This is a genomic window from Streptomyces sp. NPDC006997, assembly GCF_040635175.1.
Classification (GTDB): domain Bacteria; phylum Actinomycetota; class Actinomycetes; order Streptomycetales; family Streptomycetaceae; genus Streptomyces.
The window spans coordinates 277,874-303,275 of sequence record NZ_JBEYHH010000002.1 but is presented as its reverse complement, the minus strand read 5'-3'; the positions used below and the strand labels follow the sequence as shown (position 1 = coordinate 303,275).

Annotated in this window: 23 protein-coding genes; 7 read left to right on the top strand and 16 right to left on the bottom strand. The window is 73.0% G+C overall.

Features of this window, described 5'->3' with window-relative positions:
- Nucleotides 1–108: 108 nt before the first annotated feature.
- Entirely contained in the window at nucleotides 109–318 is a 210-nt protein-coding gene (locus ABZ659_RS03010; protein WP_360212761.1) for a DUF397 domain-containing protein, read from the bottom strand.
- The gene (locus ABZ659_RS03005) at nucleotides 300–1,142 is read right to left on the bottom strand and encodes a helix-turn-helix transcriptional regulator (protein WP_360212759.1); all 843 of its coding nucleotides are present in this window, start codon (nucleotides 1,140–1,142) and stop codon (nucleotides 300–302) included. The genes ABZ659_RS03010 and ABZ659_RS03005 overlap by 19 nt, the downstream gene beginning before the upstream one ends.
- A gap of 200 nt (nucleotides 1,143–1,342) precedes the next feature.
- Between ABZ659_RS03005 and ABZ659_RS03000 the strand changes: the two genes are divergently transcribed.
- Both ABZ659_RS03000 and ABZ659_RS02995 read left to right on the top strand, forming a co-directional pair.
- Nucleotides 1,343–1,633: a hypothetical protein gene (locus ABZ659_RS03000; RefSeq protein WP_360212757.1), complete on the top strand. Its 291-nt coding sequence runs from the start codon at nucleotides 1,343–1,345 to the stop codon at nucleotides 1,631–1,633.
- Entirely contained in the window at nucleotides 1,630–1,881 is a 252-nt protein-coding gene (locus ABZ659_RS02995) for a hypothetical protein (protein ID WP_360212755.1), read from the top strand. Before ABZ659_RS03000 ends, ABZ659_RS02995 begins: the two co-directional genes overlap by 4 nt.
- Nucleotides 1,882–2,069: 188 nt before the next feature.
- Here the strand turns inward: ABZ659_RS02995 and ABZ659_RS02990 are convergent, their stop codons facing one another.
- Both ABZ659_RS02990 and ABZ659_RS02985 read right to left on the bottom strand, forming a co-directional pair.
- Nucleotides 2,070–4,337: a catalase gene (locus ABZ659_RS02990; RefSeq protein ID WP_360212753.1), complete on the bottom strand. Its 2,268-nt coding sequence runs from the start codon at nucleotides 4,335–4,337 to the stop codon at nucleotides 2,070–2,072.
- Nucleotides 4,338–5,201: 864 nt separating this feature from the next.
- Complete coding sequence (locus tag ABZ659_RS02985; protein ID WP_360212751.1) at nucleotides 5,202–5,636, bottom strand: hypothetical protein; 435 nt, start codon at nucleotides 5,634–5,636, stop codon at nucleotides 5,202–5,204.
- A gap of 367 nt (nucleotides 5,637–6,003) precedes the next feature.
- Between ABZ659_RS02985 and ABZ659_RS02980 the strand changes: the two genes are divergently transcribed.
- Complete coding sequence (locus ABZ659_RS02980) at nucleotides 6,004–6,555, top strand: copper chaperone PCu(A)C (RefSeq protein ID WP_360212749.1); 552 nt, start codon at nucleotides 6,004–6,006, stop codon at nucleotides 6,553–6,555.
- A gap of 95 nt (nucleotides 6,556–6,650) precedes the next feature.
- Here the strand turns inward: ABZ659_RS02980 and ABZ659_RS02975 are convergent, their stop codons facing one another.
- Nucleotides 6,651–6,929: a hypothetical protein gene (locus ABZ659_RS02975; RefSeq protein WP_360212747.1), complete on the bottom strand. Its 279-nt coding sequence runs from the start codon at nucleotides 6,927–6,929 to the stop codon at nucleotides 6,651–6,653.
- Nucleotides 6,930–7,375: 446 nt separating this feature from the next.
- Here ABZ659_RS02975 and ABZ659_RS02970 point away from each other — a divergent pair, with 446 nt between their 5' ends.
- Complete coding sequence (locus tag ABZ659_RS02970) at nucleotides 7,376–10,384, top strand: carbohydrate binding domain-containing protein (RefSeq protein WP_360212745.1); 3,009 nt, start codon at nucleotides 7,376–7,378, stop codon at nucleotides 10,382–10,384.
- A gap of 79 nt (nucleotides 10,385–10,463) precedes the next feature.
- Here the strand turns inward: ABZ659_RS02970 and ABZ659_RS02965 are convergent, their stop codons facing one another.
- Nucleotides 10,464–11,288: an AraC family transcriptional regulator gene (locus tag ABZ659_RS02965; RefSeq protein WP_360212743.1), complete on the bottom strand. Its 825-nt coding sequence runs from the start codon at nucleotides 11,286–11,288 to the stop codon at nucleotides 10,464–10,466.
- Between the two features lie 124 nt (nucleotides 11,289–11,412).
- Here ABZ659_RS02965 and ABZ659_RS02960 point away from each other — a divergent pair, with 124 nt between their 5' ends.
- Both ABZ659_RS02960 and ABZ659_RS02955 read left to right on the top strand, forming a co-directional pair.
- Nucleotides 11,413–12,372: an MBL fold metallo-hydrolase gene (locus ABZ659_RS02960; RefSeq protein WP_360212741.1), complete on the top strand. Its 960-nt coding sequence runs from the start codon at nucleotides 11,413–11,415 to the stop codon at nucleotides 12,370–12,372.
- Nucleotides 12,373–12,555: 183 nt separating this feature from the next.
- Nucleotides 12,556–12,966 (top strand): OsmC family protein, encoded by a 411-nt coding sequence (locus ABZ659_RS02955; protein ID WP_360212739.1) that lies wholly within the window; start codon nucleotides 12,556–12,558, stop codon nucleotides 12,964–12,966.
- A 6-nt stretch (nucleotides 12,967–12,972) separates the two neighbouring features.
- Here the strand turns inward: ABZ659_RS02955 and ABZ659_RS02950 are convergent, their stop codons facing one another.
- Nucleotides 12,973–13,557 (bottom strand): rhodanese-like domain-containing protein, encoded by a 585-nt coding sequence (locus ABZ659_RS02950; protein WP_360212737.1) that lies wholly within the window; start codon nucleotides 13,555–13,557, stop codon nucleotides 12,973–12,975.
- Between the two features lie 77 nt (nucleotides 13,558–13,634).
- Here ABZ659_RS02950 and ABZ659_RS02945 point away from each other — a divergent pair, with 77 nt between their 5' ends.
- On the top strand, nucleotides 13,635–13,922 hold the full coding sequence (locus ABZ659_RS02945) for a metal-sensitive transcriptional regulator (RefSeq protein ID WP_360212735.1): 288 nt from the start codon (nucleotides 13,635–13,637) through the stop codon (nucleotides 13,920–13,922).
- 21 nt (nucleotides 13,923–13,943) lie between these two features.
- Here ABZ659_RS02945 and ABZ659_RS02940 read toward each other — a convergent pair whose 3' ends face one another.
- The 9 genes from ABZ659_RS02940 to ABZ659_RS02900 form a co-directional block, all read right to left on the bottom strand.
- On the bottom strand, nucleotides 13,944–14,684 hold the full coding sequence (locus ABZ659_RS02940) for a sulfite exporter TauE/SafE family protein (protein WP_360212733.1): 741 nt from the start codon (nucleotides 14,682–14,684) through the stop codon (nucleotides 13,944–13,946).
- Complete coding sequence (locus ABZ659_RS02935) at nucleotides 14,681–15,046, bottom strand: rhodanese-like domain-containing protein (RefSeq protein WP_360212731.1); 366 nt, start codon at nucleotides 15,044–15,046, stop codon at nucleotides 14,681–14,683. Before ABZ659_RS02935 ends, ABZ659_RS02940 begins: the two co-directional genes overlap by 4 nt.
- A complete protein-coding gene (locus tag ABZ659_RS02930; protein ID WP_360212729.1) occupies nucleotides 15,043–16,386 on the bottom strand; it encodes an MBL fold metallo-hydrolase in 1,344 nt (447 codons plus the stop codon). The genes ABZ659_RS02935 and ABZ659_RS02930 overlap by 4 nt, the downstream gene beginning before the upstream one ends.
- Nucleotides 16,387–16,505: 119 nt before the next feature.
- Complete coding sequence (gene narI, locus ABZ659_RS02925; protein ID WP_360212727.1) at nucleotides 16,506–17,267, bottom strand: respiratory nitrate reductase subunit gamma; 762 nt, start codon at nucleotides 17,265–17,267, stop codon at nucleotides 16,506–16,508.
- Nucleotides 17,264–17,962: a nitrate reductase molybdenum cofactor assembly chaperone gene (gene narJ, locus ABZ659_RS02920; RefSeq protein ID WP_360212725.1), complete on the bottom strand. Its 699-nt coding sequence runs from the start codon at nucleotides 17,960–17,962 to the stop codon at nucleotides 17,264–17,266. Before narJ ends, narI begins: the two co-directional genes overlap by 4 nt.
- Nucleotides 17,959–19,650, bottom strand: a complete 1,692-nt coding sequence (narH, locus tag ABZ659_RS02915; protein ID WP_360212723.1) for a nitrate reductase subunit beta — start codon at nucleotides 19,648–19,650, stop codon at nucleotides 17,959–17,961. Before narH ends, narJ begins: the two co-directional genes overlap by 4 nt.
- Nucleotide 19,651: 1 nt before the next feature.
- Complete coding sequence (locus ABZ659_RS02910; protein WP_360212830.1) at nucleotides 19,652–23,329, bottom strand: nitrate reductase subunit alpha; 3,678 nt, start codon at nucleotides 23,327–23,329, stop codon at nucleotides 19,652–19,654.
- 241 nt (nucleotides 23,330–23,570) lie between these two features.
- A complete protein-coding gene (locus ABZ659_RS02905; RefSeq protein WP_360212721.1) occupies nucleotides 23,571–24,044 on the bottom strand; it encodes a hemerythrin domain-containing protein in 474 nt (157 codons plus the stop codon).
- Between the two features lie 20 nt (nucleotides 24,045–24,064).
- Nucleotides 24,065–25,306 carry a NarK/NasA family nitrate transporter gene (locus tag ABZ659_RS02900; RefSeq protein ID WP_360212719.1) on the bottom strand — a complete coding sequence of 414 codons (1,242 nt, stop codon included), beginning with the start codon at nucleotides 25,304–25,306 and terminating at the stop codon, nucleotides 24,065–24,067.
- Nucleotides 25,307–25,402: the final 96 nt, after the last annotated feature.

Genomic DNA, 25,402 nt, shown 5'->3' with positions numbered 1-25,402 from the left:
GGTGTGGGACGTGTCAGGGGCTCCTGAGCGGAGGCCGAGAGGCTGTCGGCTCCCTGCCGGTGCGGCCCTCGCGGAAACGATCACCGCGAGGGCCGTCGACGTCCCGTGTCAGCCGCCCAGACGACCGCCCTTGACGGCCGCGACGAAGGAGGACCACCCGCCTGCCGGGAAAACGAGTGCCGGACCGTGCAACACCTTGCTGTCCCGAACGGGGACGACACCGGCGAAGTCGTCGGCGATCTCGACGCACTCGCCACCGTCCGAGTTGCTGTAGGAACTCCTGCGCCAGTTGGCGGCGCTCAGGTCGATGCCTCGCACGGTACTTCCTCCAAGATGGCCAGGACGAACTTCTGCGACTCGGCCGGGGACAACGCCAGGTCGCGCATCGCATCGTACGCACGCTGTAGTCGCTCAACTGCCGCGTCATCTTCGATGAGTTCGCCGCGGTGAGCGTTCTCCGTGTACGCCACGGTAGCTGCGCCCGGGAGCCGTAGGAACATCAGTGCGGTGCTGTCCAAGCCATGCATACCAGTAGTCAGCGGAAGTACTTGCATGGTCACGTTCGCCCGCTCGGCCAGTTCCACCACATACTCCAACTGCTTCCGCCACTCCCCCGCGTCCCGCAACGGCGTCCGCAATACGGCCTCCGACAGGATCGTCCGGAACGGCGGGGCGTCCTCTCCCTCCAGCAGCTCCCGGCGCCCCATCCGCGCCTTGACCTGCTGTTCCAGTTCCTTCCCCTTCAGCCCACCGGCCGCCAGCACCTCCCGCGCGTACCCCGGCGTCTGCAACAGCCCCGGCAGGACGCTGACCGCGAAATGCCACAGACTCACCGCCTCCGCCTCCAGCGCCATGTACCGCCGGTACCGCTCGCGGAACTGCGTGTGGTCCCCGGCCGCCAGCTCCCACAGCGCGAGCAACAAGCCCGGCGTGCCGTAGTGCGTGTCGAGGGCCTGGACGACCTCCGGGCTGCCCAGCGTCTCGCCCTTCTCCATCTTGCCGAACAGGGACCAGTCCCAGCCCAGCCGCTCCCCGAGCTGCCGCAGGCTCGTCCCGCTGCCCGCCCGCAGGGTGCGCAGTTCCTCGGCGAAGCGCTGACGTGGTTCCTGGCTGCGGCCGGTGATGACGCGTCGTTGCGGCATACGGCTGGCTCCCCTCCGAAGGCTCGCGTGGACGGTGTGGAAGGTGTGGCACGACCTCCGGGACACGGGGAAGCACGCCCCCGTCCACGGCCTGGCCGCTCGGATCCCGACGCATTCTCGTAACGCCCGGACTACGCAGCGTAGTTCACCCAGCGCAGCCGGGTCCTGGAAACCGTAGGACCGGACCGACGAGGACGACGATGACCCCCACACCGCGACACCCGCGCCCCGCGACGGCGATCGACCACCCAGCCGTCGCGGACTGTCCGCCACCCACCGCTCCGAAGGTCCGGGAGGCCCTCGACGCGCGTGACGCCCTCGCCTCCGCGCTCAGCCGGGCAGGCATCCAGCTCCCGGCGATGGACGTCCGCACCCCGTGGGCGGACGACCGCGAGGACGACGCCCGGTACGCGCTCGTCCACCTCGGGGTGTGCTCGGCGCCCGTGGCCCTCCTGCTCGCGGATGTGATCCTGCGAGGGGTCAGCACGTGAGGGAGGACGACGACCGGGGCGGCGGCCCGAGCGAGGTCCCCGCGGTCGGAGCGGCCGTACGCGACACCGTCCGCGACCGGGTCGGCCGGGTCATGGGCCGCCAAGGCCCGTACCTCCAGGTCCGGCCGCTGGGCGGCGGACGTGAGTGGGACGCCGACCCGCAAAACGTCCGGGCACTGAGTCAGGACGAGTTGCTGAGCGCCCTCCTCGCCGAGGTCAACGCCCGCTCCCGGCGGCGGACCAGGTGATGACCGTGTCGTCCGAGACCGGACGTGGCCGAGAGGGGACAGGATGCGCTCCGGCCGGGCCCCGGCGGCCGTCCTGCCCGGCGTCGGCCGGCGGGCGGTGCGTGGTCCGAGGCTCTCGCCTCACCGGCCCCCGGGCGCTGGGCGCCCGGGGGCCGGTGGCCGTCCCGCTCGACGGGGTGACGCCGTCGTCAGACCCGGGTGCCGAACCTCTCCCACACGCGGTGCTGGCCGAGCAGTCGGGTGACCTGCTCCAGGGCGGCCGTACCGGAGTCGGCGACGACCACGCCGGGCGCGTCGGCGGGTACTCCGGCCGCCGTCAGGGCGGCTTCGCCGCCCGCCCAGACACCGATGGCCTTGCCGTGCCGGAACGCCTCCTGGAGCAGCAGGACCACCCGGGGGTCGGTGACCGCCTGCCCGGTGGGCACGGGGTCGGACTTGGCGTCCCGGGCGGTGTACGCGTCGGCGCCCACGGCGGGCGTCCCGGCCAGCAGGACGGCGTCGAACTCCACGGAGCGCGCGGTGACGAAGGTGCGCTGCGCGGTGAGCGCGCCGTCGCCGAGCGTGCCGCCCCGCGGTGCGACGACCAGCGGGACCATGCCCGCGGTGAGGACGGCGTCCCGTACGGCGCCGACGCCCGCCAGGTCGTCCCCGCCGGTGACGACGCCGATCATCCGGCCCTCGGTGGGCCAGACCTTGCCGACCTGCGACAGCGCCGGGCTGGGCGCGACGTCCGCGAGCGGCACGGTCGGCCCGGGCGCCGGGAGCCCGAGACCGTCGGCGACCTGCTGGCACAGGTCGGGGTCGATGTTGGCGAGGACCTGGAGCGTGCGCTCCCTGATGGCCTGCTCGTAGCACTTGCCCAGCTCGAAGACGTACGCGCCGACGATGTGCTCCCGTTCCACCGGGCTCATGCTGAGCCAGAACCGGCGCGGCTGGCTGAAGTGGTCCGCGAACGACTCCGGGGCCTCGCGCACCTTCCTGCCCTCCGGCACCCGCACCGGCGCCTCGACGAACGCCCCGGTGTCCGCGCCCGCGGTGAACGGACAGCCGCCGTCCAGGGAGTTGGGCCGGTACGGGGCGACGCCGCGGTGGACGGCCGTCTGGTGCGCCCCGTCGCGCTGCATGTCGTTGACGGGCGCGTGCGGGCGGTTGATCGGCAGCTGGGGGAAGTTGGGGCCGCCCAGCCGGGTGATCTGGGTGTCCAGGTACGAGAAGAGGCGGCCCGCGAGCAGCGGGTCGTCGGTGACGTCGATGCCGGGCACCAGGTGGCCGACGTGGAAGGCGACCTGCTCGGTCTCGGCGAAGTAGTTCGACGGGTTGCGGTTGAGGGTCAGCAGCCCGACCGGCTGCACCGGCGCCAGTTCCTCGGGCACGATGTTCGTCGGGTCCAGCAGGTCGATGCCCTCGAAGGTCTGGTCCGGGGTGTCGGGGAACGTCTGGATGCCCAGTTCCCACTGCGGGTACGCGCCCGCCTCGATGGCGTCGGCGAGGTCCCGCCGGTGGAAGTCCGGGTCGACGCCGTTGATGAGCAGCGCCTCGTCCCACACCAGGGAGTGCACGCCCAGCTTGGGCTTCCAGTGGAACTTCACCAGCGTCGTCTCACCGGCGGCGTTGACCAGCCGGAAGGTGTGGACGCCGAAGCCCTCCATCATCCGGTACGAGCGCGGGATGCCCCGGTCGCCCATGAAGAAGATGGTGTGGTGGGTGGCCTCGGTGTGCAGGGAGACGAAGTCCCAGAAGGTGTCGTGGGCGCTCTGCGCCTGCGGGATCTCCCGGTCCGGGTGCGGCTTCGCCGCGTGGATGACGTCCGGGAACTTGATGGCGTCCTGGATGAAGAAGACCGGGATGTTGTTGCCGACCAGGTCGAAGACGCCCTCGGTGGTGTAGAACTTCGTCGCGAAACCGCGGGTGTCGCGCACCGTGTCCGAGGAACCGCGGGAGCCCACCACCGTGGAGAACCGGACGAACACCGGCGTCTCCTCGTCCTTGGCGAGGAAGGCCGCCTTCGTCACCGAGGCGGCGGTGCCGTAGCCCTGGAAGACGCCGTGCGCGCCCGCGCCCCGGGCGTGGACCACACGCTCCGGGATGCGCTCGTGGTCGAAGTGCATGACCTTCTCGCGCAGATGGTGGTCCTGGAGCAGGACGGGCCCGCGCGGACCGGCCTTCAGCGAGTGGTCGGTGTCGTACAGCCGCGCGCCCTGCGCGGTCGTCAGGTAGGCGCCGCCCTGGGCCACGTCCGCCTGGTCGGCGCCGGTCGGCCGGCCGGTCGGTGACATGGTGGCCGGGCCGCTCTGGTCGGGTTTCGGCGGCAGCGGTTCACGGGGCTCGGTGGGTTCCGCGACGGTGGGGGACTCGGGGCCCGGCTTGCCGGGGACGCCGTCCTCCGGCCCGGGGTCGTTCCGCAAGGTGTCGGTGACCTTGTCCGTCATCCGCTTGAGGGGGTTCGACTCGCTCATACGTGGGGGTTCCTTCGCAGTTCCGGCTGGTCGGCCGTCGTCGCCAGGGTCGTGGGGTCACTGGCGCTCACCGCGCGGCGGGTACCCGTTTCCGCCGGGGCAACCAGCGCCGTTTCCCCGCCGCGAGCGGCGGGGAGGGCGACGGACCCGGTGTCCACCGCCCCGTGCGCCCGGTCCGCCAGGTGGTCGCCGGGAGGATCGTCTCGCCGCCGTGGGCGCCGCCCCGCAGCGCCTGCCGGACGCGCCGTCCTCACCGGCCGCCGTCATGGTGATCATTCCCCCGCCCCGCGGACGCTCGGAGGCGGTGATGTCGCCCGGCACGGCGAGGGCGACAGGGGCGCCCGCGGTGGCGGGGGCCAGTCCAGCGGCCGGTAACAGGGCCAGGGCCCACACGACGACTTGCCCACGGCGACCTGGCTCCCGGCTGTCGGTGACGGTGTCCTTCCCCAGCCTCACGGGCCGCCGCGCGGGGCGCGACCGGGCGGGGGGCACCCGGGGGACGGGCGGGCTTCCGAGCCCGCGGGGGCGAACCGGGCTGCTCCGGCGCTCTCCGACGGGCGGGGCGCGTCCGGCGCCCCGCCCGGGCACAGGCGATGTCAGGTCTGCTGGCGTTCGATGGTGCCACCCGTCCGGGCGTCCACCACGTGCACCGTCGCCTCCTCGTCGGCCACACCGAAGACGGCGACACGCCAGACCGGTCATGGGTCCCGACTATCCCTTCTGGCCCGAGCCAACCGGGTCGTGCGACGCGGTCACGCGGCCGAATGGCGGACCGCCGAAGCCGGATACTGGGGCCGGTTCAGGGTCGCCGTGGGGCGGGCAGGCCCCAGGCGCACGAGGTCCCCGGCTCACGACGTTCCCGGCTTACGAGGCCCCCGGGAGGCGGATCACAGGGGCGGCCATCCGCTCGGGGACGGCCCCGTCGCCCGTGGCCTTCTCTCCCGCACCGACCGAGGAGCGTGACACCGACGCCAGGGACCGGGGTGGCTGGCGTTCACCGCTGTCGGGGGTCAGGATGACGGACGCGAGGAGCAGTCCGGCCACGGCCACCAGCGTCAGCACGACGGCCACTTTCAGAGACCACCGGAAGTCGACGGCCTCTTCGGGGCCGGGATCGGTGCTCCCCTCCCGCTCCACGGCGCCGTCGGCCGGAGCGTGCGCGGGGGGCCCGTACGGCTCCGCCGCGGCCGCGACCTGCCTGCTGAGGAGGTCCAGCCGGGCGGCCAGGGCGGGATCCTCCCAGGCCAGGCGTTCCTCGATGGAAGCGAGGATCGCCTTCTCGTCCCTTCGGTGCTCCATGACACCACCTCGCACTCGCGACGGTTCGGGTGCCCCCGCTCCGCCGGGTTCCCCTTCTGGGCGGCGTACGCCTCCGAGTGCGGCCGGGCCCGCGCCGGTGACCGGGTAGCCGAGGCCCTGCGCGGGCACTCGTCGCCGGGCGCGGGCCAGCGGCGGCGCTCGCCATGGCGGACGGCCCTGACGTGACCGCGTCGGAAGGGGCGGACGTGTGTCGACGTACCGGGTAACGCCATCGCGTTCCCCGTCCCGCGCGCCTCCTGGCGAGTCCGCCATCTGGCTCCCACGGTGACGCCGGCCGCGGTGCGCGTGGCATGGCTGACAGCGGCGGTTCTTGCACCGCCGAGTCCACAGGAAAGGCGGTACGGAGATGTTCGCGAGGACGACGGGGGTACGACGGAGGGCCATCGCCTTCCTGACGGTGGTGTGTCTCGCCGCCCTGGGTACGGCGGGATGCGCCGGTGACGACAAGCTCACGCACAACCCACCGGGCGCGAACGCCCGTATCGGCCCGGTTCTGATCCGCTACGCGCACCTCGCCGAACCCCCTGACGACCCGTGGCAGCGAGGGGCCGACGTCCCCTTCTACCTCTGGCTGTTCAACCAGGGACAACGCGCCGACCGGCTGCTCGGCGCCGAGACGACCGTCGCCGAGTCCGTCGCCATCGTCAGCTCGGACGGCGCGGCCGAAGACCCGGTCCCACTGCCGCCCGGCGAGCTGGTGGAGCTGGAGAAGGGGCGCACGCACCTGCTACTCAAGGGCCTGAAGCAGCAGATCCGGGGCGGGGACTACGTGTGGATCACCCTGCGCTTCGAGCGGGCGGGTGAGATCGCCCTCCAGGTGCACTCCCAGATCCCCACCCGCGTCGACGACGAAGCCACCGCCGAGCCGGGACTGACCTCCCCCTCACCGGACGAGTGACAGAACCGGGACGGGGGGAGACCGACGAGGTTCCCAACCGGGCCTCGGCCGACCGGACGGGCCGCTGAACGACCGGCGCCGTCCGGCCGGGCTCCTCAGCTCCCTCCGTCGACGGCCAGGGCCTCGCGCAGCGACGCGGCGACGGCGCGGAAGTCCTGATTCAGCAGCGCGCCGTGGACGGGGTCGACGTCCCGGACGGGGGCCTCGAAGGAGTAGTCCGCCGAGCGCTGCGACTTCCCGCCGCGGGCGCGCCCGCCCCGGGGAGCCAGGGCCTCGTCCGCCGGGAGCGTGACGAGCGGCGCCGGGACCGCTCCGTCGTCGACAGCGAGCGGTTCTACCGGGCGACCATCGCCAGCGCCCCCGCCAACGGCCAACTCGTCGCCACCGCACGCCGGAGCGTCGCCGTCCTCGGCGCCGACGCCCCGGCCGCCGTCCGCCGTCCGCCGTCCGCCCGGAGAACATCGCCCGCTTCCTCGGCTTCCTCAGCGACAGCGTCACCCGCGCCGCCCCACGGGCCCGCGAGATCCCTTCGCACGGCATCGCCGCCCCGTGGGGACGACCAGGGCTGGACGCCTCAAGCCAAGCCCGCATCACGGCACTTCGCAACCTCTTGCAGCAAGAGCCATCGCGGGCGCGACCCTAAGGCGAGCCCCCAACCTGCGTCAACTGCCTATGCCCGTACACACTTCCTCCGGAGACAGGTGCCGCGAGACCCCTTTACGCCGCCGTCACGCGCGAGTAACTTCGCGCTGCCGTAAGGGTTTTCTGCAAGTTGCCGTCAGACCTTTCACGCAGCGCCCCCACTCCCCTGGAGACACGCATGAGACGCACCCGCACGCGGCTGCCCGGACGGCGTTCGTTCGCCGTCGCCGTGGCCGTCGGCGCCGTCCTGGGGTCGGTTTCCGGACCCGCCCCGCTTCCCACCGCCGCCTCCGCCACCACCACCGCCACCGCCACCGCCACCGCCACCGGCGACAACACCGCGACCGTCTTCTACTACACCAAGACCAAGAACTGGGACCGCTACAACCTGCACTACGCCCCCGACGGCGGCGCCTGGACCGCCGTCCCCGGCGTCGCCATGGAAGCCGCCTGTACCGACTGGGTGAAGAAGACCGTCACCCTCGGCAACGCCACCGGGCTCCAGGCCACCTTCAACAACGGCTCCGGCACCTGGGACAACAACGCCGGCGGGAACTACGCCCTCGGCACCGGCGCCATCACCGTCAAGGACGGCGTCGTCGCCCACTCCGACCCCTGCGCCGGGGCCGGGGATCCCGACCCCGGCGACGGCAACACGGCCACCGTCTACTACTCCACCCAGACCCTCGGCTGGACCACCGCCAACATCCACTACCAGCCCGCGGGCGGTGCCTGGACCGCCGTCCCCGGCGTCGGGATGCAGGCCGCCTGCACCGGCTGGTGGAAGGCGGACATCGACCTCGGCGCGGCCACCTCCCTCAGGGCCGCCTTCAACAACGGCAACGGTGTCTGGGACAACAACAAGGGCGCCGACTACACCCTCCCCACCGGTGTCACCACCGTCGCCGAGAACGCGGTCACCCGGGACGCCGCCGACCCGTGCGCCCAGGAGACCCCCGACACCCAGGCGCCCACCGCCCCCACCCGGGTCACCGCCACGGCCGACGGCACCTCCGTGGTGCTGACCTGGGAGCCGTCCACCGACGACAGGGGCGTGACGGCGTACCAGGTCACCCGCGCCGGCGGCACCAAGGGCGGGACGGTCACCACCGTCACCTCCACCGTCCTCTCCGACGCGGACCTGGAGGAGGAGACCGCCTACACGTACACCGTCCGCGCCCTGGACGCCGCGGGCAACGTCTCCCCCGCCTCCGCCACCGCCCAGGCCACCACCGGCACCAGGCCGCCCACCCCGGCCGCGGGCAGCCCGCTGGGCACCGACCCCCGCAAGGACCCCATCTACTTCGTCCTCACCGCCCGCTTCGAGGACGGCGACGCCAGCAACAACCGCGGCGGCAGCCAGCACGAGAAGTCCGGCAACGCGGCCAACAACGACCCCATGTTCCGGGGCGACTTCAAGGGCCTGGTCAACAAGCTCGACTACATCAAGGGCCTCGGCTTCTCCGCCGTGTGGGTCACCCCGGTCGTCCTCAACCGCTCCGACTACGACTACCACGGCTACCACGGCTACGACTTCTACAAGGTCGACCCCCGCCTGGAGTCCGCGGGCGCCTCGTACCAGGACCTGATCAACGCCGCCCACGCCAAGGGCATGAAGATCTACCAGGACGTCGTCTACAACCACTCCTCCCGCTGGGGCGCGAAGGGCCTGTTCACCCCCACCGTGTACGGCGTCCGCGACTCCCAGTGGAGCTGGTACTACGACGAGCGGCAGCCCGGCTTCGAGTACGACGGCCTCACCGTCGACCCCAGGAGCGGCAAGTCGTACTACAACGGCGACCTCTGGTCCACCGCCGAACCCTCCGGCAACACCTGCGTGAACTGGGGCCAGCCGACCGGCGGCAAGAGCCCCGAGGGCTACACCCTCTACAACTGCCAGTGGCCCAGCCCCACCTCCGGCATGTTCCCCAAGGCCCTCTACCACAACTGCTGGATCGGCAACTGGGAGGGCGAGGACTCCCGCTCCTGCTGGCTGCACGAGGACCTCGCCGACTTCAACACCGAGAACGCGCAGGTGCAGAACTACCTGATCGGCGCGTACGACAAGTACATCGACATGGGCGTGGACGGCTTCCGCGTCGACACCGCCGTCCACATCCCCCGCACCACCTGGAACCGCCGCTTCCTCCCCGCCATCCAGGAACGCGTCGCCCAGCAGCACGGCGCCGAGGCCGCGCGGAACTTCTTCGTCTTCGGGGAGGTCGCCGCCTTCGTCAACGACAAGTGGAACCGCGGCTCGGTCAACCACTCCGCGCAGTTCTACACCTGGAAGGAGCGCAGGGAGTACAGCGCCGACGACGAGCGCGCCGCCCTGGAGATGTACGAGTACGAGCAGCAGCAGGGCACCGGCAACCAGCCCACCTCCACCAACGCCTTCCTCGTCGGCAACGACTACCACGCCCCCGACCACAGCCGCTTCTCCGGCATGAACGTCATCGACATGCGGATGCACATGAACTTCGGTGACGCCAGCAACGCCTTCCACAACGGCAGGGACTCCGACGACAGCTACAACGACGCCACGTACAACGTCGTCTACGTCGACAGCCACGACTACGGCCCCAACAAGAGCAGCGAGCGCTACACCGGCGGCACCGACGCCTGGGCCGAGAACATGTCCCTGATGTGGACCTTCCGGGGCATCCCCACGCTCTACTACGGATCGGAGATCGAGTTCCAGAAGGGCATGAAGATCGACTGCGGGCCGACCTGCCCCCTCGCCACCACCGGTCGCGCCTACTACGGCGACCACCTCGCCGGTGAGGTGAAGTCCTCCGACTTCTCCCGGGTCGACTCCGCGAGCGGCGCCGTCGCCACGACGCTGGCGCAGCCGCTGGTCAAGCACGTCCAGCGGCTGAACCAGATCCGGCGTGCCGTCCCCGCCCTCCAGATGGGCCAGTACTCCACCGACGGCATCAGCGGCGACATGGCCTTCAAGCGCCGCTACACCAGCGGCTCCACGGACAGCTTCGCCCTCGTCACCGTCTCGGGCGGCGCCACCTTCACCGGCGTCCCGAACGGCACCTACCGCGACGCCGTCACCGGCGACACCCGCACCGTCACCGACGGCACGCTCCCGGTGGCCGCGCCGGGCAAGGGCAACCTCCGGGTGTACGTCCTCGACGGGCCCGGCCAGATCGGCGCCGCCGGTCCCTACCTCCGGTAGCCGTCCGGGGTCCGGGTCCCGGGACCGTCCGCCCTCCGGGGGACCGCGGTCTCGGGGCCCGCGGCGTACCCGTCGGGCGTCAGAGGGCCGTCTCCGGTGAGGTGAGGAGGGCGCGGAGGCGGCCGGGGGGCAGGCCCGTCGTGGTGCGGACGGCGCGGGTCATGTGGGGCTGGTCGGTGTAGCCGAGTTCGCGGGCCAGACCGGCGAGGTCGCGTTCGCCGCCGCTGAGGCGGTCCAGCACCCGGGCCAGCCGGAGCCGGTCACGGTGGGCGGTGAGCGTCGTCCCGGTGACGGCCGAGAAGACCCGGCTCAGGTGGTGCGGGGACGCGCCCACGGCCCGGCTCAGCGCCGTGAGCCCGATCGTCGGTTCGGCGGCCAGCGCGGCACGCGCGTCGTCGGCCAGCCGCCTGCGCGCGGCGGCGGAGGCGGGGCGGCCGGAGTCGGCCCGGTCCGGGGCCAGCCGGGCGAAGACCAGGGCCGCCAACCGGGCGGTGGCCTCGGCGAGTTCGAAGGGTTCGGCGCCCTGGCGGGCGCGGGCGAGCAGCATCCGGTGGGCGAGCGACAGCTCCGGCGTCACCATGACCAGTCCCTCGGGGACGGCGAGGTCCCCGCCGAGCAGGTCCGCGACCCGGGGCGCGGACAGGACGATCTCGGTGAACGCGTCGGGTCCCAGGGGGTGCGCGAACTGCTGCTCGGCGCCGAGCCGTTCCACGTACACGCTGGCGGAGTCCAGCACGTGTTCGACGCCGTCGACCCGGCCGCGCAGCACCCCGCCCTGGAGCAGGACCAGGCCGAAGACGGGGGCGGGCCGCGGCGGTGTCCAGCCGGGTCCCGTGCTGCCGCAGCGCACGTCGACGAGGTGGACGTCGTCCTCCCGCAGGTACACCCGTCTGTCACCGGACACGCGCCGATCGTAGGGCGCGGGCCCCTTGCCCGGTCAGGTCCGAACCGGACACGGATGTGCAAGCCCCGGTGTGCCGGGCGCCCGCAGGATGGTCGTCGTCCACCACGACCACACGGGGGAGACCATGACCCGTCACTCCGCCCCGCCCGGGGCTCCCGCGACGCCGCTCGCCAGCCGCCGCCGACTGCTGGGGGGCGCCGTGGCCACGGTCGCGGCCTGGGCGGTGGGCGGCACCACCCCCGCGACGGCCGGGCCCGGCACCGCCGCCCGCATCGTCCGGCATCACGCGGGCCGTTACGAGGTCATGGCCCTGCTGGACGCCCACGGGACCTTCCCCCTCTCACGGCAGGACGCCTTTCCGGACGCGACCGCCGCGGACTGGGCGCGGGCCGAGCGGCTCGACCCGGCGGCGTTCGGCCCGTCCGGCGCCTGGGAGCTGGACTTCCGCTGCTACGCGGTCCGGGGACCCGGTGGCCGGGTCACCCTCGTCGACACCGGTATCGGCCCGGTCGGCAGTCCCGCGTCGGACTGGGCGCCGGTGCCGGGCCGCCTGCCGACGGTGCTCCGGCTGGCGGGCATCGACCGGGACGACGTCGACACCGTCGTCCTGACCCATCTGCACGGGGACCACTACGGCTGGACGGTCGACGGCGCCGGTACGCCGCTGTTCCCGAACGCCCGCCACGTGGTCCAGCGGTCGGAGACCGCCGCCCTGGGCCCCGAGGACTCCGCCCTGCGCCATGTGGTGCTGCCGCTGCGCCGGGCCGGGCTGCTGCACCAGATCGACGGACGGACCGTGGTGCGCGGGGGCGGTCCGGGGTGCGGGGCGCTGACCGCCGTACCGACGCCCGGTCACACCGCCGGGCACCAGTCGGTGCTCGTCGACGGCGGCCACCGGCGCGTCATGATCACCGGCGATGTGCTGGTGCACGCCGTCCAGTTGGCCGCCCCGGAGGTCGCCTACCGGCTGGAGGACGACCAGGACACGGCCCGGCGGACCCGGCAGGCCCTGCTCACCGAGGCCCGCGCCGACGGCCACGTGCTGGCCACCGCCCATCTGAACCGCCCGTTCCTCCTCCCCTGAGGCGGGGTCCTCGCCCCGGGGGAGGGCTGAGAGGACCGTGCCTCGCCCGACCATCGGCCTCTATACCCGGGGGGGTATAGAGGCCGATGGTCCCTTTCCTTGACCCCCGGGACTCTTCGGCCCGCGTCCCGGGTGCGGTCGACTGGCGGGTAGCAGCAGCCACGACCAGGGAAGAGACGCACCGTGCCACACGACACCGACCTCCACCGCCTCGACGTCGTCCACGTGGAGGGCGACGCGTACGCCGTCGACGTGCGCGGCCACCGGGTGCTGGTGGACCAGCCCCGCTCCGCGGGCGGGGCGGACACCGCGCCCACGCCCGTCGAGCTGTTCGCCGCCTCGCTCGGGGCCTGTGTCGCCTTCTACGCGGGGCGCTTCCTGCACCGGCACGGGCTGTCGCGGGACGGTCTCCAGGTGCGGACGGAGTTCGTGATGGGCGACCGGCCCGCGCGGGTCGAGTCGCTGCGGGTCGTTGTCGTACCGCCGCCCGGGTTCCCGGCGGAACGACGGGACGCGCTGCTGGCCGTCGCCTCCCACTGCACGGTGCACACCACCCTCAGGCGGGCACCCGGCGTCGACATCGAGCTGGGCTAGCCAGGCCTAGCGGCGGGTGCGCAGGGCCGTCCGGACCGCGTCCAGGTCGGCCCCGCGGGGGCGGTTGTGGGGCAACTTGCCGAGGAGGACCGCCATGCCGCAGGTGTTGGTGAGCGCCGAGAAGACCAGGCCGCCCGCGACGCCCGCCGAGAGGAGCGCGAAGGCGGGGTGCAGCAGGACGGCGAGGACCAGGCCCAGCAGGACCAGCGAGCCCGCCGTGAAGCGGACCTGGCGTTCCATGGTCCAGGTGGCGCGGGTGTCGCAGGCCGCCGGGTGGTGCAGGGCGTGACCGTCGGCCGTCCACGCGCCGGTGCCGCCCTGGAGGGTGGCGGTGCGGATGCCCTCGTCGGCCAGCAGTTCGCAGGCGTTCCGCGCGCGCGTGCCGGAGGCGCAGACGACCAGGATCTCGCCGTGCTCCGCCGCCTGCCGGATCTCCGGGAGGGCGGAGCGGAGGTGGTCCAGGGGGATGTTCAGGGCGCCGGGAAGGTGGCCCGCGGCGTACTCGGCGGGGGTGCGGACGTCGAGCACGGTGAACTCGTGCAGGCGCGTGCTCGCCTCGGCGGGGGGCAGGTGGGCGGGGGTGGTGGTCATGCTTGTACCTTTCATGGTCGACCTCCGTCCCAAAGGGGACGTACAGTACCCCTCGGGGTATCCGTGGAGGAGTGATCGTGGAGCTTGAGCTTGCGGGTGCGGAGCTGAAGGCCGTACTGAACCGGCTGCGCCGCGCACAGGGGCAGATCTCCGGTGTGATCCGGATGATCGAGGAGGGACGGGACTGCGAGGACGTCGTCACACAGCTCGCCGCCGCCTCGCGCGCCCTCGACCGGGCCGGGTTCGCGATCATCGCCACCGGGCTCCAGCAGTGCGTGGCGGACATCGAGTCCGGGCGGAAGACCGGTGAGGACACCGAGGCGATGCGCGCCCGGCTGGAGAAGCTGTTCCTGTCGCTGGCGTGAGGCGCCCTCCTCGGGTCCCGCTCACAGCGCCGCCTCCAGGAGCATGAACGCCGCCACCGCCAACAACGTCACCGCGAACGTGCGTTGCAGCGCCGGGCCGGAGACCTTCGTCGCCAGGCGTCGGCCGTCCCAGGCGGCGAGGATCGCGGCGCCGGTGAAGGGCGCGACGACCGCCCAGTCCAGGCCGGTCAGCGTGCCCGCGCGGGTGGACAGGGCGGCGAGCGAGTTGACGGTGATCACCAGCAGGCTGGTGCCCACCGCCGCCCGCATCCGCAGGCCGAGCACCCCGACCAGCGCGGGTACGGCGAGGAAGCCGCCGCCGACGCCGAGCAGGCCGGTGACGCCGCCGAGGCCCGCGCCCGCGGTCGCCGCCCGGACCGGGCGGACCCGTGCCGGGGTGGCCGGGGCGGTGCGCAGCATACGGACCGCCGCCGTTCCCGCGAGCAGCGCGAACCCCGCCGTCAGCAGCGCGCCCGGGAGCCGCGCCGCCAGCGCGCCGCCCAGCATCGCCGGGACGATCCCGGCCGCCGCGAACAGCAGCCCCGTACGCCAGCGGACGTGGCCGTCGCGGGCGTGCCCGGCGAGCGCGGTGACGGAGGTGAGGGTGACGATGACCAGGCTCGCGGTGGTGGCCTCGACCGGCGTGAAGCCGAGCAGGTAGATCAGGGCGGGGACGGCCAGCACACTGCCTCCGCCCCCGAGCGCGCCGAGCGCGAGACCGATCACGGCGCCGGCGGTCAGGGCGAGGAGCAGGACACTCACGCGACGGCGCCGTTCCCTCCGTGCGCGTCCACCACCGGCAGCCCGGCGGCGGCCCAGTCCACCATGCCGCCGATCACGTCGACGGCGTGCGCGCCCCGGGCGGTGAGGATCTCCGCCGCCCGCTGGGAGCGGCGGCCGGTGCGGCAGATCACCAGCAGCGGGCGGGCCTGCGCCGGGGCGGGCAGGGCCGCGCCCGCGGCCAGGGCGGAGAGGGGGAGGTGGGTGGCTTCGGGGGCGTGGCCCGCCCGCCACTCGGGGAGTTCGCGGACGTCCAGGAGTACGGCGTCGGTGGTCGTCGCCAGCCGGGCCGCCTCGCGTGCGGTCACCCGGCCGGTCCCGGGGTCGGGGGTCGGGAACCTCATGCCGTCAGCCCCGCCCGCTCCGCCGCGTCGAAGGAGTCGTCCACGGCGACGACGTCCCGTCCGGCGGCGTCCAGCAGTGAGGCGGCGATCGCCGCCCGCATCCCGCCCGCGCAGTGCACCCACACCTCACCGGCGGGTATCTCGCCGAGGCGGTCGCGCAGCGTGTGCAGGGGGATGTGCAGCGAGCCCGGGACATGACCGGCGGCGCGTTCGGAGGCGCGGCGGACGTCGAGGACGACCACGTCCCGCGCGGCGGCCAGGTCGGTGAAGGTCGCGCGGCGGAAGGCGGCCGGGGTCTCGCCCTCCCGCAGCCAGCCGGTGGGGGCACCGGTGGCCGCGGCGGCGGGGCGGTCGATGCCCACCCGGGCCAGCTCGCGCTGCGCGGCGGCCAGCTGCCCGGGGGACTCCGCGAGCAGCGTGACCGGCTTGCCCCACGGGATCAGCCAGGCGAGGTAGGTGGCCAGCTGGCCCTCCGCCTCGAAGTTGAGGGAGCCCGCGACGTGGCCCTCGGCGAACGCGACGCGGTTGCGCAGGTCGACCACCCACTCCCCCGCCGCCAGCCGGGCGGCGATCTCGTCGGCGTCCGCGACGGCGGGCGGGGTGAGGTCGACGGGCGTGGGGCCCGCGGCGTTGGCGGGGCCCATGTGGGCGTAGTAGGCGGGGATGTCGTCGAGGGCGGCGAGCAGGTCGGCGACGAAGGTGTCCACGTCGCGGGTGAGGGCGTCGTTGGACGTCTTCTCCTTGCCGATGGTGGTGGCGTCGCCCTCGGCCTGGCCCGCGGAGCAGAAGCTGCCGAAGCCGTGCGTGGGCAGGACCGCCGTCTCCTCCGGCAGCTCGGCGGCGAGCCGGTGCGCGGAGGCGTGCTGGGCCCGCGCGAGGTCCTCGGTGAGCCGGGGCTCGACCAGGTCGGGGCGGCCGACGGTGCCGATCAGCAGCGACCCGCCGGTGAAGACGGCGACCGCCGTGCCGTCCTCCTCCAGGACGTAGGAGGTGTGGTGCGGGGTGTGGCCGGGGGTGGCCAGGGCGCGCAGCGTGAGCGCGGTGTCCACGTCCGCGCGGTCGCCGTCGTGCACGGGGGTGCGGGTGAAGGAGACCCGGGCCCCCGCGGGGACCAGGTACGCGGCGCCGGTGATCCGGGCGAGGTCCAGGCCGCCGGTGACGTAGTCGTTGTGGACGTGGGTCTCGACGACGTGGGTGATCCGCACCCCGCGGCGGGTGGCCGCCGCCAGCACCTGGTCGATGTCGCGGGGCGGGTCGACGGCGACGGCCGTGCGCGCGCCCCCGGCGAGATAGCTGCGGTTGCCGAGGCCGGACACCTCGATCGTGTCGACGAAGAACACGAACGCTCCCTTCCGATGAAGACTTACCCCATGGGGTATACCTTCGACGGTAGCAGAGTACCCCCCGGGGTATCCAAGCGGTCAGGGAGGCCCCCCGCACGGGCCCCGCTTCGGAGGGCTTACCCCACGCGCTCCCAGCCCCGGCGCGGAGCCCGCGCCCCGAGCTGGGTGTCACGGCTGCGGTAGACGATGTACGGCCTGGTCAGATAGCCGACGGGCGCGGTGAGCATGTGCACGAGCCGGGTGAACGGCCAGAACGCGAACAGCAGCAGGGCGCTGACGGCATGCAGCTGGAACAGGACGGGCGCGCCGGTCATACGGTCCGGCTCGGGCTGGAAGGCGAAGACGGAGCGGAACCAGAGCGAGATGGTCTCGCGGTAGTCGTAGCCGCCGCCGACGAGGTTGGCGGCGACGGTCGCGGCCAGCCCCAGGCAGATGGTCACCACCAGCGAGAGGTACATCGCCTTGTCGTTGCGGGTGGTCGCGGAGAACACCGGGCCGACGGTGCGGCGCCGGTAGACGAGGATGGCGGCGCCGCCCAGCGTGCAGACGCCCGCGACCGTGCCGAGGGCGACGGCGACGACGTGGTACGCGTCCTCGCCGACCCCGACCGCCTCCGTCCAGCCCTTGGGGATGACCAGGCCGACGACGTGGCCGACGAGCACCACGAGGATGCCGAAGTGGAACAGCGGGCTGCCGACGCGCAGCAGCCGGTTCTCGTACAGCTGGGAGGAGCGGGTGGTCCAGCCGAACTTGTCGTAGCGGTAGCGCCAGACGTGCCCGAGGACGAAGACCGCGAGGGAGACGTACGGCAGCACCACCCACAGCAGGACACCGCCGGTCCCGGTCTCGGCCGCCGTCGTCAGGGTCGGTGGGGTCATCGAGGGCCTCCCGGGAAGACGGGGTCGGGCAGGAACAGCGGGGCGGACGAGGAGGAGGACGACGGCGACGACGCCGCGGGCGGGTACGGGGCCAGGCCCACCTCCTCCTCCGGTGGGCCCTCGGCCGCGAGCCGGGCCACGGCCGCCCGCTCGTCGCCCTTGAGGGCGGGCAGCGTCGCGGCCACCGAGGTCAGGACGGCGGCCCAGCGGGAGCCGTCCTCCACGAGCGCGAGGCGCAGCAGCTCCAGGCCCGCGCGGTGCTCGGTGAGGAGCCGGTGCCCGGTGGCCGGTTCGGCGGCGGCGAACTCCAGGACGACGGCCAGGTGGTCGGGGAGTTCGTCGTCGGCCAGCCGCCAGCCCGCGGCGGCGTAGGTCTGCTTCAGCCGGAGCAGGGCGAGGCCGCGTTTCCGGGTGTCGCCGTGGCCGTAGTAGGTCAGGTACGGGCAGCAGCGCTTGCGGTGGTCGAAGGTGGCGACGTAGGCGGCGGCCAGGTCGTCGGCCGGGGTGCGCCCGGCGTCCGTGAGGAAGGCGCGCAGCGGCTCGGCGACCGGGTCGGGCAGGGTGTCCGCGACCCGGCGGGCCAGCGCGAGGCGGGCGGGGTGGTCGGCGTCGGGGTAGGCGAGCAACAGGGACTGCGTCTGCCAGGCGTGGGGGTGCCAGCTCCGTGGTCCGCCCGGGCTCTTCCGCCACTTCACGAGGACTTCCCCTCGTCCGAGCCGGGCGGGAACAGCCCCGGCGGTGAGCCCTTGCCGTCCCAGTTGAGGAGGTTGACCCGGGTCTCCTTGTCGACCGGCGCGGCGGGGGTCTCGGAGGTCTGCCGGTCGCGCAGGGCGCGGAAGTTCTCCACCGCGATGGGCGCGGCGCCGCCGGACGCCTCGCCGAAGGGTCCGGAGCCGCCCATGCCGGGGCCGCCCTCGTAGTCGAGGCTGCACTCGGTGGCCAGTTCCTCCAGCCTGTGCGCCTGTTCGGCGTGGGCGGGCGGGATGACGTACCGCTCGTCGTACTTGGCCAGGGCCAGCAGCCGGTACATGTCGTAGAGCTGTTCGCCGGTCATGCCGACGGCCTCGGGGATGGTGTCGTCGGGTTCCCGGCCGAGGTTGATGTCGCGCAGGTAGGAGCGCATGGCGGCCAGGCGCCGCAGCACCGTGTCGACGGGGACCGGGTCGCCCGCGGTGAAGAGCTGGGCGAGGTAGTCGACGGGGATGCGCAGCGCGTCGACGGCGGCGAACAGGTTGCCGTGGTCCTCGGCGTCGTACCCGGTGTCGCGGACGGCGTCGACGACCGGGGAGAGCGGCGGGATGTACCAGACCATGGGCAGGGTGCGGTACTCCGGGTGCAGCGGCAGCGCCACCTTGAAGGTGTTGATGAGGGCGTGGACCGGGGAGCGCTGGGCGGCCTCGACCCAGTCGCGGGGGATGCCGGAGCGTTCGGCGGCCTCGATGACGTCGGGGGCGTGCGGGTCGAGGAAGACGCGCCGCTGGGCCTCGTACAGGTCGGTGTCGTCGGGGGTGGTGGCGGCCTCCAGGACGCGGTCGGCGTCGTAGAGGACGAGGCCGATGTAGCGCAGGCGGCCGACGCAGGTCTCGGAGCAGACGGTGGGCAGGCCGACCTCGACGCGCGGGAAGCAGAAGGTGCACTTCTCGGCCTTGCCGGTGCGGTGGTTGAAGTACACCTTCTTGTACGGGCATCCGGTGACGCACATCCGCCAGCCCCGGCAGCGGTCCTGGTCGACGAGGACGATGCCGTCCTCCTCGCGCTTGTAGATGGCGCCGGAGGGGCAGGAGGCCGCGCAGGACGGGTTGAGGCAGTGTTCGCAGATGCGCGGCAGGTAGAACATGAAGGTCTGCTCGAACTCGAACTTGATCTTCTCCGAGACGTGTCGGAGCAGGACGTCCTTGTCGCCGTGGTCCGCGGAGCCGCCGAGGTCGTCGTCCCAGTTCGCCGACCAGGAGATCTTCAGGTCCTTGCCGGAGATGAGGGACTTGGGACGGGCGACCGGGGTGTGGTCCTGGAGCGGGGCGTTGGTGAGGGTCTCGTAGTCGTAGGTCCAGGGCTCGTAGTAGGCGTCCAGGGGCGGCAGTTCGGGGTTGGAGAAGATCTGGACGAGCTTCTTGAACCGGCCGCCCGCCTTCAGGGTGAGACGGCCGCTCTTGTTCAGCTCCCAGCCGCCCTTCCACTGGTCCTGGTCCTCGTAGCGGCGGGGGTAGCCCTGGCCGGGGCGGGTCTCGACGTTGTTGAACCAGACGTACTCGACGCCGGTGCGGTTGGTCCACGCCTGCTTGCAGGTGACCGAGCAGGTGTGGCAGCCGATGCACTTGTCGAGGTTCATCACCATCGCCATCTGGGCCATGACGCGTCCGATAGTGGCCTTGCCACGGGGCATGTCAGTACTCCACGTCCTGGTTGGTACGGCGGCGGATGACGGTGACCTCGTCGCGCTGGTTGCCGGTCGGGCCCAGGTAGTTGAAGGCGTACGACAACTGCGCGTAGCCGCCGATGAGGTGGCTCGGTTTGATGAGGAGCCGGGTGAGGGAGTTGTGGATGCCGCCGCGCCTGCCGGTGGTCTCGGTGCGGGGGACGTCGATGAGGCGGTCCTGGGCGTGGTGCATGTAGACGGTGCCCTCGGGCATCCGGTGCGAGACGACGGCGCGGGCGGCGACGACGCCGTTGCGGTTGACGGCCTCGATCCAGTCGTTGTCGTGGACGCCGATCTTCGCGGCGTCCTGGGTGGACATCCAGATCGTGGGCCCGCCCCGGGACAGCGAGAGCATGAACAGGTTGTCCTGGTACTCGGAGTGGATGGACCACTTGTTGTGCGGGGTCAGGTAGCGCACGGTGACCCCCAGCTCGCCGGTGTCGCCGACGCGCGGTTCGCCGAAGAGGGCGTCCATGTGCAGCGGGGGACGGTAGACGGGGAGCTGTTCGCCGAGGGCGGCCATCCAGTCGTGGTCGAGGTAGAAGTGCTGGCGGCCGGTGAGGGTGTGCCAGGGCTTGTCGCGCTCGACGTTGACGGTGAACGGGGAGTACCGGCGTCCGCCGGTCTCCGAGCCGGACCACTCGGGTGAGGTGATGACCGGGACGGGCGCGGCCTGGGTGTCCGCGAAGGTGATCCGCTTGCCCTCGTGTTCGGCGGCGAGGTCGGCCAGCGCGGTGCCGGTGCGGGCCTCCAGGGTGTGGAAGCCCTGGGTGGCGAGGTGGCCGTTGGTGGTGCCGGACAGGGCGAGGATCGCCTCGCAGACCTGGGTGTCCCGGGCGATCGACGGGCGCCCGGCGTTGACCCTGCCGCGGGTGGTGCCGTTCTTGTGGCGCAGGTACTCCAGCTCGCGGTCGAGCTTGAAGGTGACGCCCTTGGTGGTGGCGCCGAGGGTGTCCAGGAGGGGGCCGAGGGCGGCCATCTTCTCGGCGACGGCGGCGTAGTCGCGCTCCACGGTGACCAGCTTCGGCAGGGTGCGGCCGGGCACGGGCTCGCACTCGCCCGCCTGCCAATCGCGGACCCTGCCGTGCGGCGTGGCGAGTTCGTCGGGGGTGTCGTGCAGCAGCGGGGCGGCGACCACGTCGGTGCGGATGCCGAGGTGGTCGGCGGCCTGGCGGCTGAACTCGGCGGCGAGGGTGTGGAAGGCGTCGAAGTCGGTGCGGGTCTGCCAGGGCGGGGAGATCGCCGGGTTGAAGGCGTGCACGTAGGGGTGCATGTCGGTGGAGGACAGGTCGTGCTTCTCGTACCAGGTGGCGGCCGGGAGGACGACGTCGGAGTAGACGGTGGTACTGGTCATCCGGAAGTCGAGGGTGAGCAGCAGGTCGAGCTTGCCGACCGGTGCCTCGTCCCGCCAGACCACGTCCCGGGGGCGGGCGTCGGGGGGCGCCTCGGTGGCGCGCAGGTTGGAGTCGGTGCCGAGCAGGTGCCTGAGGAAGTACTCGTTGCCCTTGGCGGAGGAGCCCAGCAGGTTGGCCCGCCACACGGTGAGCACGCGCGGGAAGTTCTCCGGGGCGTCGGGGTCCTCGCAGGCGAACCGGAGCCGCTTCGCCTTCAGCTCCTCCACCACGTGCTCGCCGACCGGGCGCCCGGCCGCCTCCGCCTCGGCGGCGAGGTCGAGCGGGTTGCGGTCGAAGGTCGGGTACGACGGCATCCAGCCGAGGCGGGCCGACTGGGCGATGACGTCGGCGGTGGTCTTCCCGGCGAAGGGGCCGCCGCCGTCGGCACCGGGCCGGGCGGCGAGGGTGTCGGCGGAGAACGGGTCGTAGCGGAACTGGTCGCTGTGCAGGTACCAGTAGGCCGTCTGGATCATCTGCCGGGCCGGGCGGTTCCAGTCGGCGGCGGTCGCGATCGCGGAGTAGCCGGTGAGGGGGCGGACCTTCTCCTGGCCGACGTAGTGCGCCCAGCCGCCGCCGTTGACGCCCTGGCAGCCGGTGAGGGTGGTGAGGGTGAGGAAGGCGCGGTAGATGGTGTCGGAGTGGAACCAGTGGTTGGTGCCCGCGCCCATGATGATCATCGAACGGCCGCGGGACTCCTCGGCGTTGGCGGCGAACTCCCGCGCGATCCGCGCCGCCTTCGCCGCCGGGACGCCGGTGACGGTCTCCTGCCAGGCCGGGGTGCAGGGCTCGGAGGCGTCGTCGTACGAGGCGGGCCAGCGGCCGGGGAGTCCCGGGCGGGCGACGCCGTACTGGGCGAGCAGGAGGTCGTAGACGGTGGTCACCAGACGTCCGCCGACCCGGCGCACCGGCACCCCGCGCGTGACGCGGTCCGCCGCTCCGTCCGGGGCGTCGAAGCGCGGCAGTTCCACGGTGACCGGCGCCTCGGCGGCGCCCTCGGCGGACAGCAGCGGGTCGGTGTCGCCGAGGTCGAGGTTCCACTTCCCGGCGCCGGCGTCGGAGAAGCGGTCCCCGAGCGTGCCGTTGGGGACGACGGGCGCGCCGGTGGCCGCGTCCAGCAGGACGGTCCGGAACTCGGCGTGCTCCTGCTGCCCGCCCAGGTCTGCGGCGGTGAGGAACTTGCCCGGCGTGTAGGTGCCCGGCTCGCGTTCGTCGAGGGTGACGAGGAAGGGCAGGTCGGTGAAGCGTTTGACGTAGCCGGTGAAGTACGGGGTGGTCCGGTCGACGAAGAACTCCCTGAGGATGACGTGCCCCATCGCCATCGCCAGCGCCCCGTCGGTGCCGGGCTGCGCGGGCAGCCACTCGTCGGCGAACTTCACGTTGTCCGCGTAGTCGGGGCTGACCGCGATCACCTTCTGGCCCCGGTAGCGGGCCTCCGCCATCCAGTGCGCGTCGGGGGTGCGGGTCACCGGCAGGTTGGAACCCCACATGATCAGGTAGCCCGCGTCCCACCAGTCGCCCGACTCCGGTACGTCGGTCTGGTCGCCGAACACCTGCGGGGAGGCGACCGGCAGGTCCGCGTACCAGTCGTAGAACGACAGCATCACGCCGCCGAGCAGGGAGTAGAAGCGGGCGCCCGCGGCGTGCGACACCATCGACATCGCCGGGATCGGGGAGAAGCCCGCCAGCCGGTCCGGGCCGTACTCCCTGATGGTGTGCACATGGGCGGCGGCGACCAGTTCGACGGCCTCCTCCCAGCTCGCCCGGACCAGGCCGCCCTTGCCGCGCACCGCCTTGTAGCGGCGGGAGCGCTCCGGGTCGGAGACGATGTCCGCCCAGGCCGCCACCGGGTCGCCGAGGCGCTGCCTCGCCTCGCGGTACATGCGCAGCAGCTCGCCGCGCACGTACGGGTAGCGGACCCGGGTCGGGGAGTACGTGTACCAGGAGAACGCCGCACCGCGCGGGCAGCCGCGCGGCTCGTACTCGGGGCGGTCCGGGCCGACGGAGGGGTAGTCGGTCTGCTGCGCCTCCCAGGTGATGATGCCGTCCTTGACGTACACCTTCCAGGAGCAGGAGCCGGTGCAGTTCACGCCGTGCGTGGAGCGGACCACCTTGTCGTGCGACCAGCGGTCCCGGTAGAAGTCGTCGGCCTGCCGTCCGCCGCTCTTACGCAGGGTGCGCAGGTCGTCGGAGACCTCGGCCCTGCCGAAGAAGCGGCGGGAGCGGACCAGGGCGTCCGCGAGGTCGCCGTCCATGCCCGCTCGTCGTCCGCCTGACGCCGGTCCGGTCTCGGTGGCCACGACGCCGCCCCTTCCCTGGCCTGCACGACCCTGTCGGATGCCCACTTCGGGTGCTGCTACCCCATCGGGACCTCTCGACACCCGGGTCACCCCATCCGTACCCCGTCCGCCGGGGGTGCGCACGGCAGACGCGTCCGCCCGGCGCGGAGGACGCGCCGGGCGGACGGTGGTGCGGGAGCGGAGGGCGGAGGGCGGATCAGGGGGAGGGCTGGGGTACGGCGCTGCCCACGCGGGCGCGGACCGCCTCCACCTCCTCCCACTGCTCGGGCTCCAGGAACGCCAGGGCGGCGGGGAAGACGCCGTCCTGCTCCTTGAGGATGTGCTCGCGCAGCAGGTCGAGGGTGTCGATCAGCCGTACCGGCCAGGTCGGGTCGGCGAGGAACGGTCCCTCCGCCTCGGCCAGCACCGCCTCGATCCGGCGGTGCTCGGCCTCCAGGGCGGCGATCTGCTCGGGGAACTCGCCGGCCATCGCCGGGAACAGTCCGCCCTCCTCCACCTGGGTGTGCGGCACCAGTACCGCGGTGATGCGCCGGGCCAGCTCCGCCATGCGCGTGACGTGACCGTCCCGGTGGGCGTCACGCACCTGGGCGATGAGCCGGACGACCGTGTCGTGCTCCTGGGTGAGTTCGTCGATCGTGGTCAGGGACTGGCAGCCGCAGTACTCGCACATGGTGTGCTCTCCCCCGGGTCTCAGTGGGACGGAACGGGCACCTGGCGCCGGGCGACGGCCTGCCGCACCCCGGTGCCGGTGAAGGCGAGCGCCGCCGCCGCGACCGCGGCGAGCAGCAGCAGACCGATCGCGTAGCTGCTGAGCGCGCCGTACAGGGCGCCCATCACCAGCGGCGGCACGAAGCCGCCCAGGCCGCCCGCGGCGCCGACGACACCGGTGACCGAGCCGACCTTGTTCGCCGGGGCGAGCAGGGCGACCAGCGCGAACACGGCGCCGCTGGCCGCGCCGAGCGCGGCGGCCATGGCGAGGAAGGCGATCGTGCCGACCGGGGCGAGGGACGGGGTCAGGGACTGGACGAGGGCCCCGGCGACCACCACGGCCAGCGAGCCGCCGAGCACCCGGACCGCGCCCATGCGGTCCGACAGCCAGCCGCCGACCGGCCGCATGGCGACCGCCAGCAGCACGAACCCGGCCATGCGGTTGGCGGCGTCCGCCTGCTCCAGGCCGTAGCCGGTCTTGAGGTAGGTGGGCAGGTAGACGGAGAAGGCGACGTAGCCGCCGAACGCGACCGCGTACAGCGCGGACGCCTGCCAGGTCACGCCGAGGCGCAGGGTGGCGGCGAGGCGGTGGGCCAGCGGCTCGGTGGGCACGGTGCGGTCGGGCGCGTCCCGCAGCAGCAGCGCGGAGACCACCGCGAAGACCGCGAGGACGGCGGCCGTGATCAGGAAGGGGGTGCGCATCCCGTGCGCGTCGACCAGCTTCACCGTGGTCAGGGCGCTGATGGCGGTGCCGCCCATGCCGACGCCGAAGACGCCGATCGCCAGACCGCGCCGCTCGGGCGGGAACCAGGCGCTGACCACGGGCACGCCCACGGCGAAGGAGGTGCCGCTGATGCCGAGGAAGAAGCCGCCGACCAGCAGCGCGGCCAGCGACTCGTGACCGGCGAGGCCGATGAAGAGGACGGGGACGATGGTGACCGCGGAGACGATCGGGAACATCACCCGGCCGCCGAACCGGTCGGTCAGCGCGCCGACCGGGATCCGGCCGAGCGAGCCGACGATCACGGGCACCGCCACCAGGAGGGACTGCTCGAACGAGGAGAGGTCGAGGGACTCCTTGAAGCGCGGGCCGAGCGGGCTGAGCAGCGCCCACGCCCAGAAGTTGATGGCGAAACCGACCGTGGCCAGTGTCAGCATCAGCCAGGCCTGCCGGGACACGGCTCCTGCCGGTGCCTCGCTCTGCTTTACAGACGGCTGGAGCATCCGTCCGTTCCTTCCTGTTCGCAGTGGACGTCCCCGAGTACGGGTGCCGGGGCCGCGGGCCGCCCGGCGGCGGTGTGCTCACCGGCGGCCTTCCGC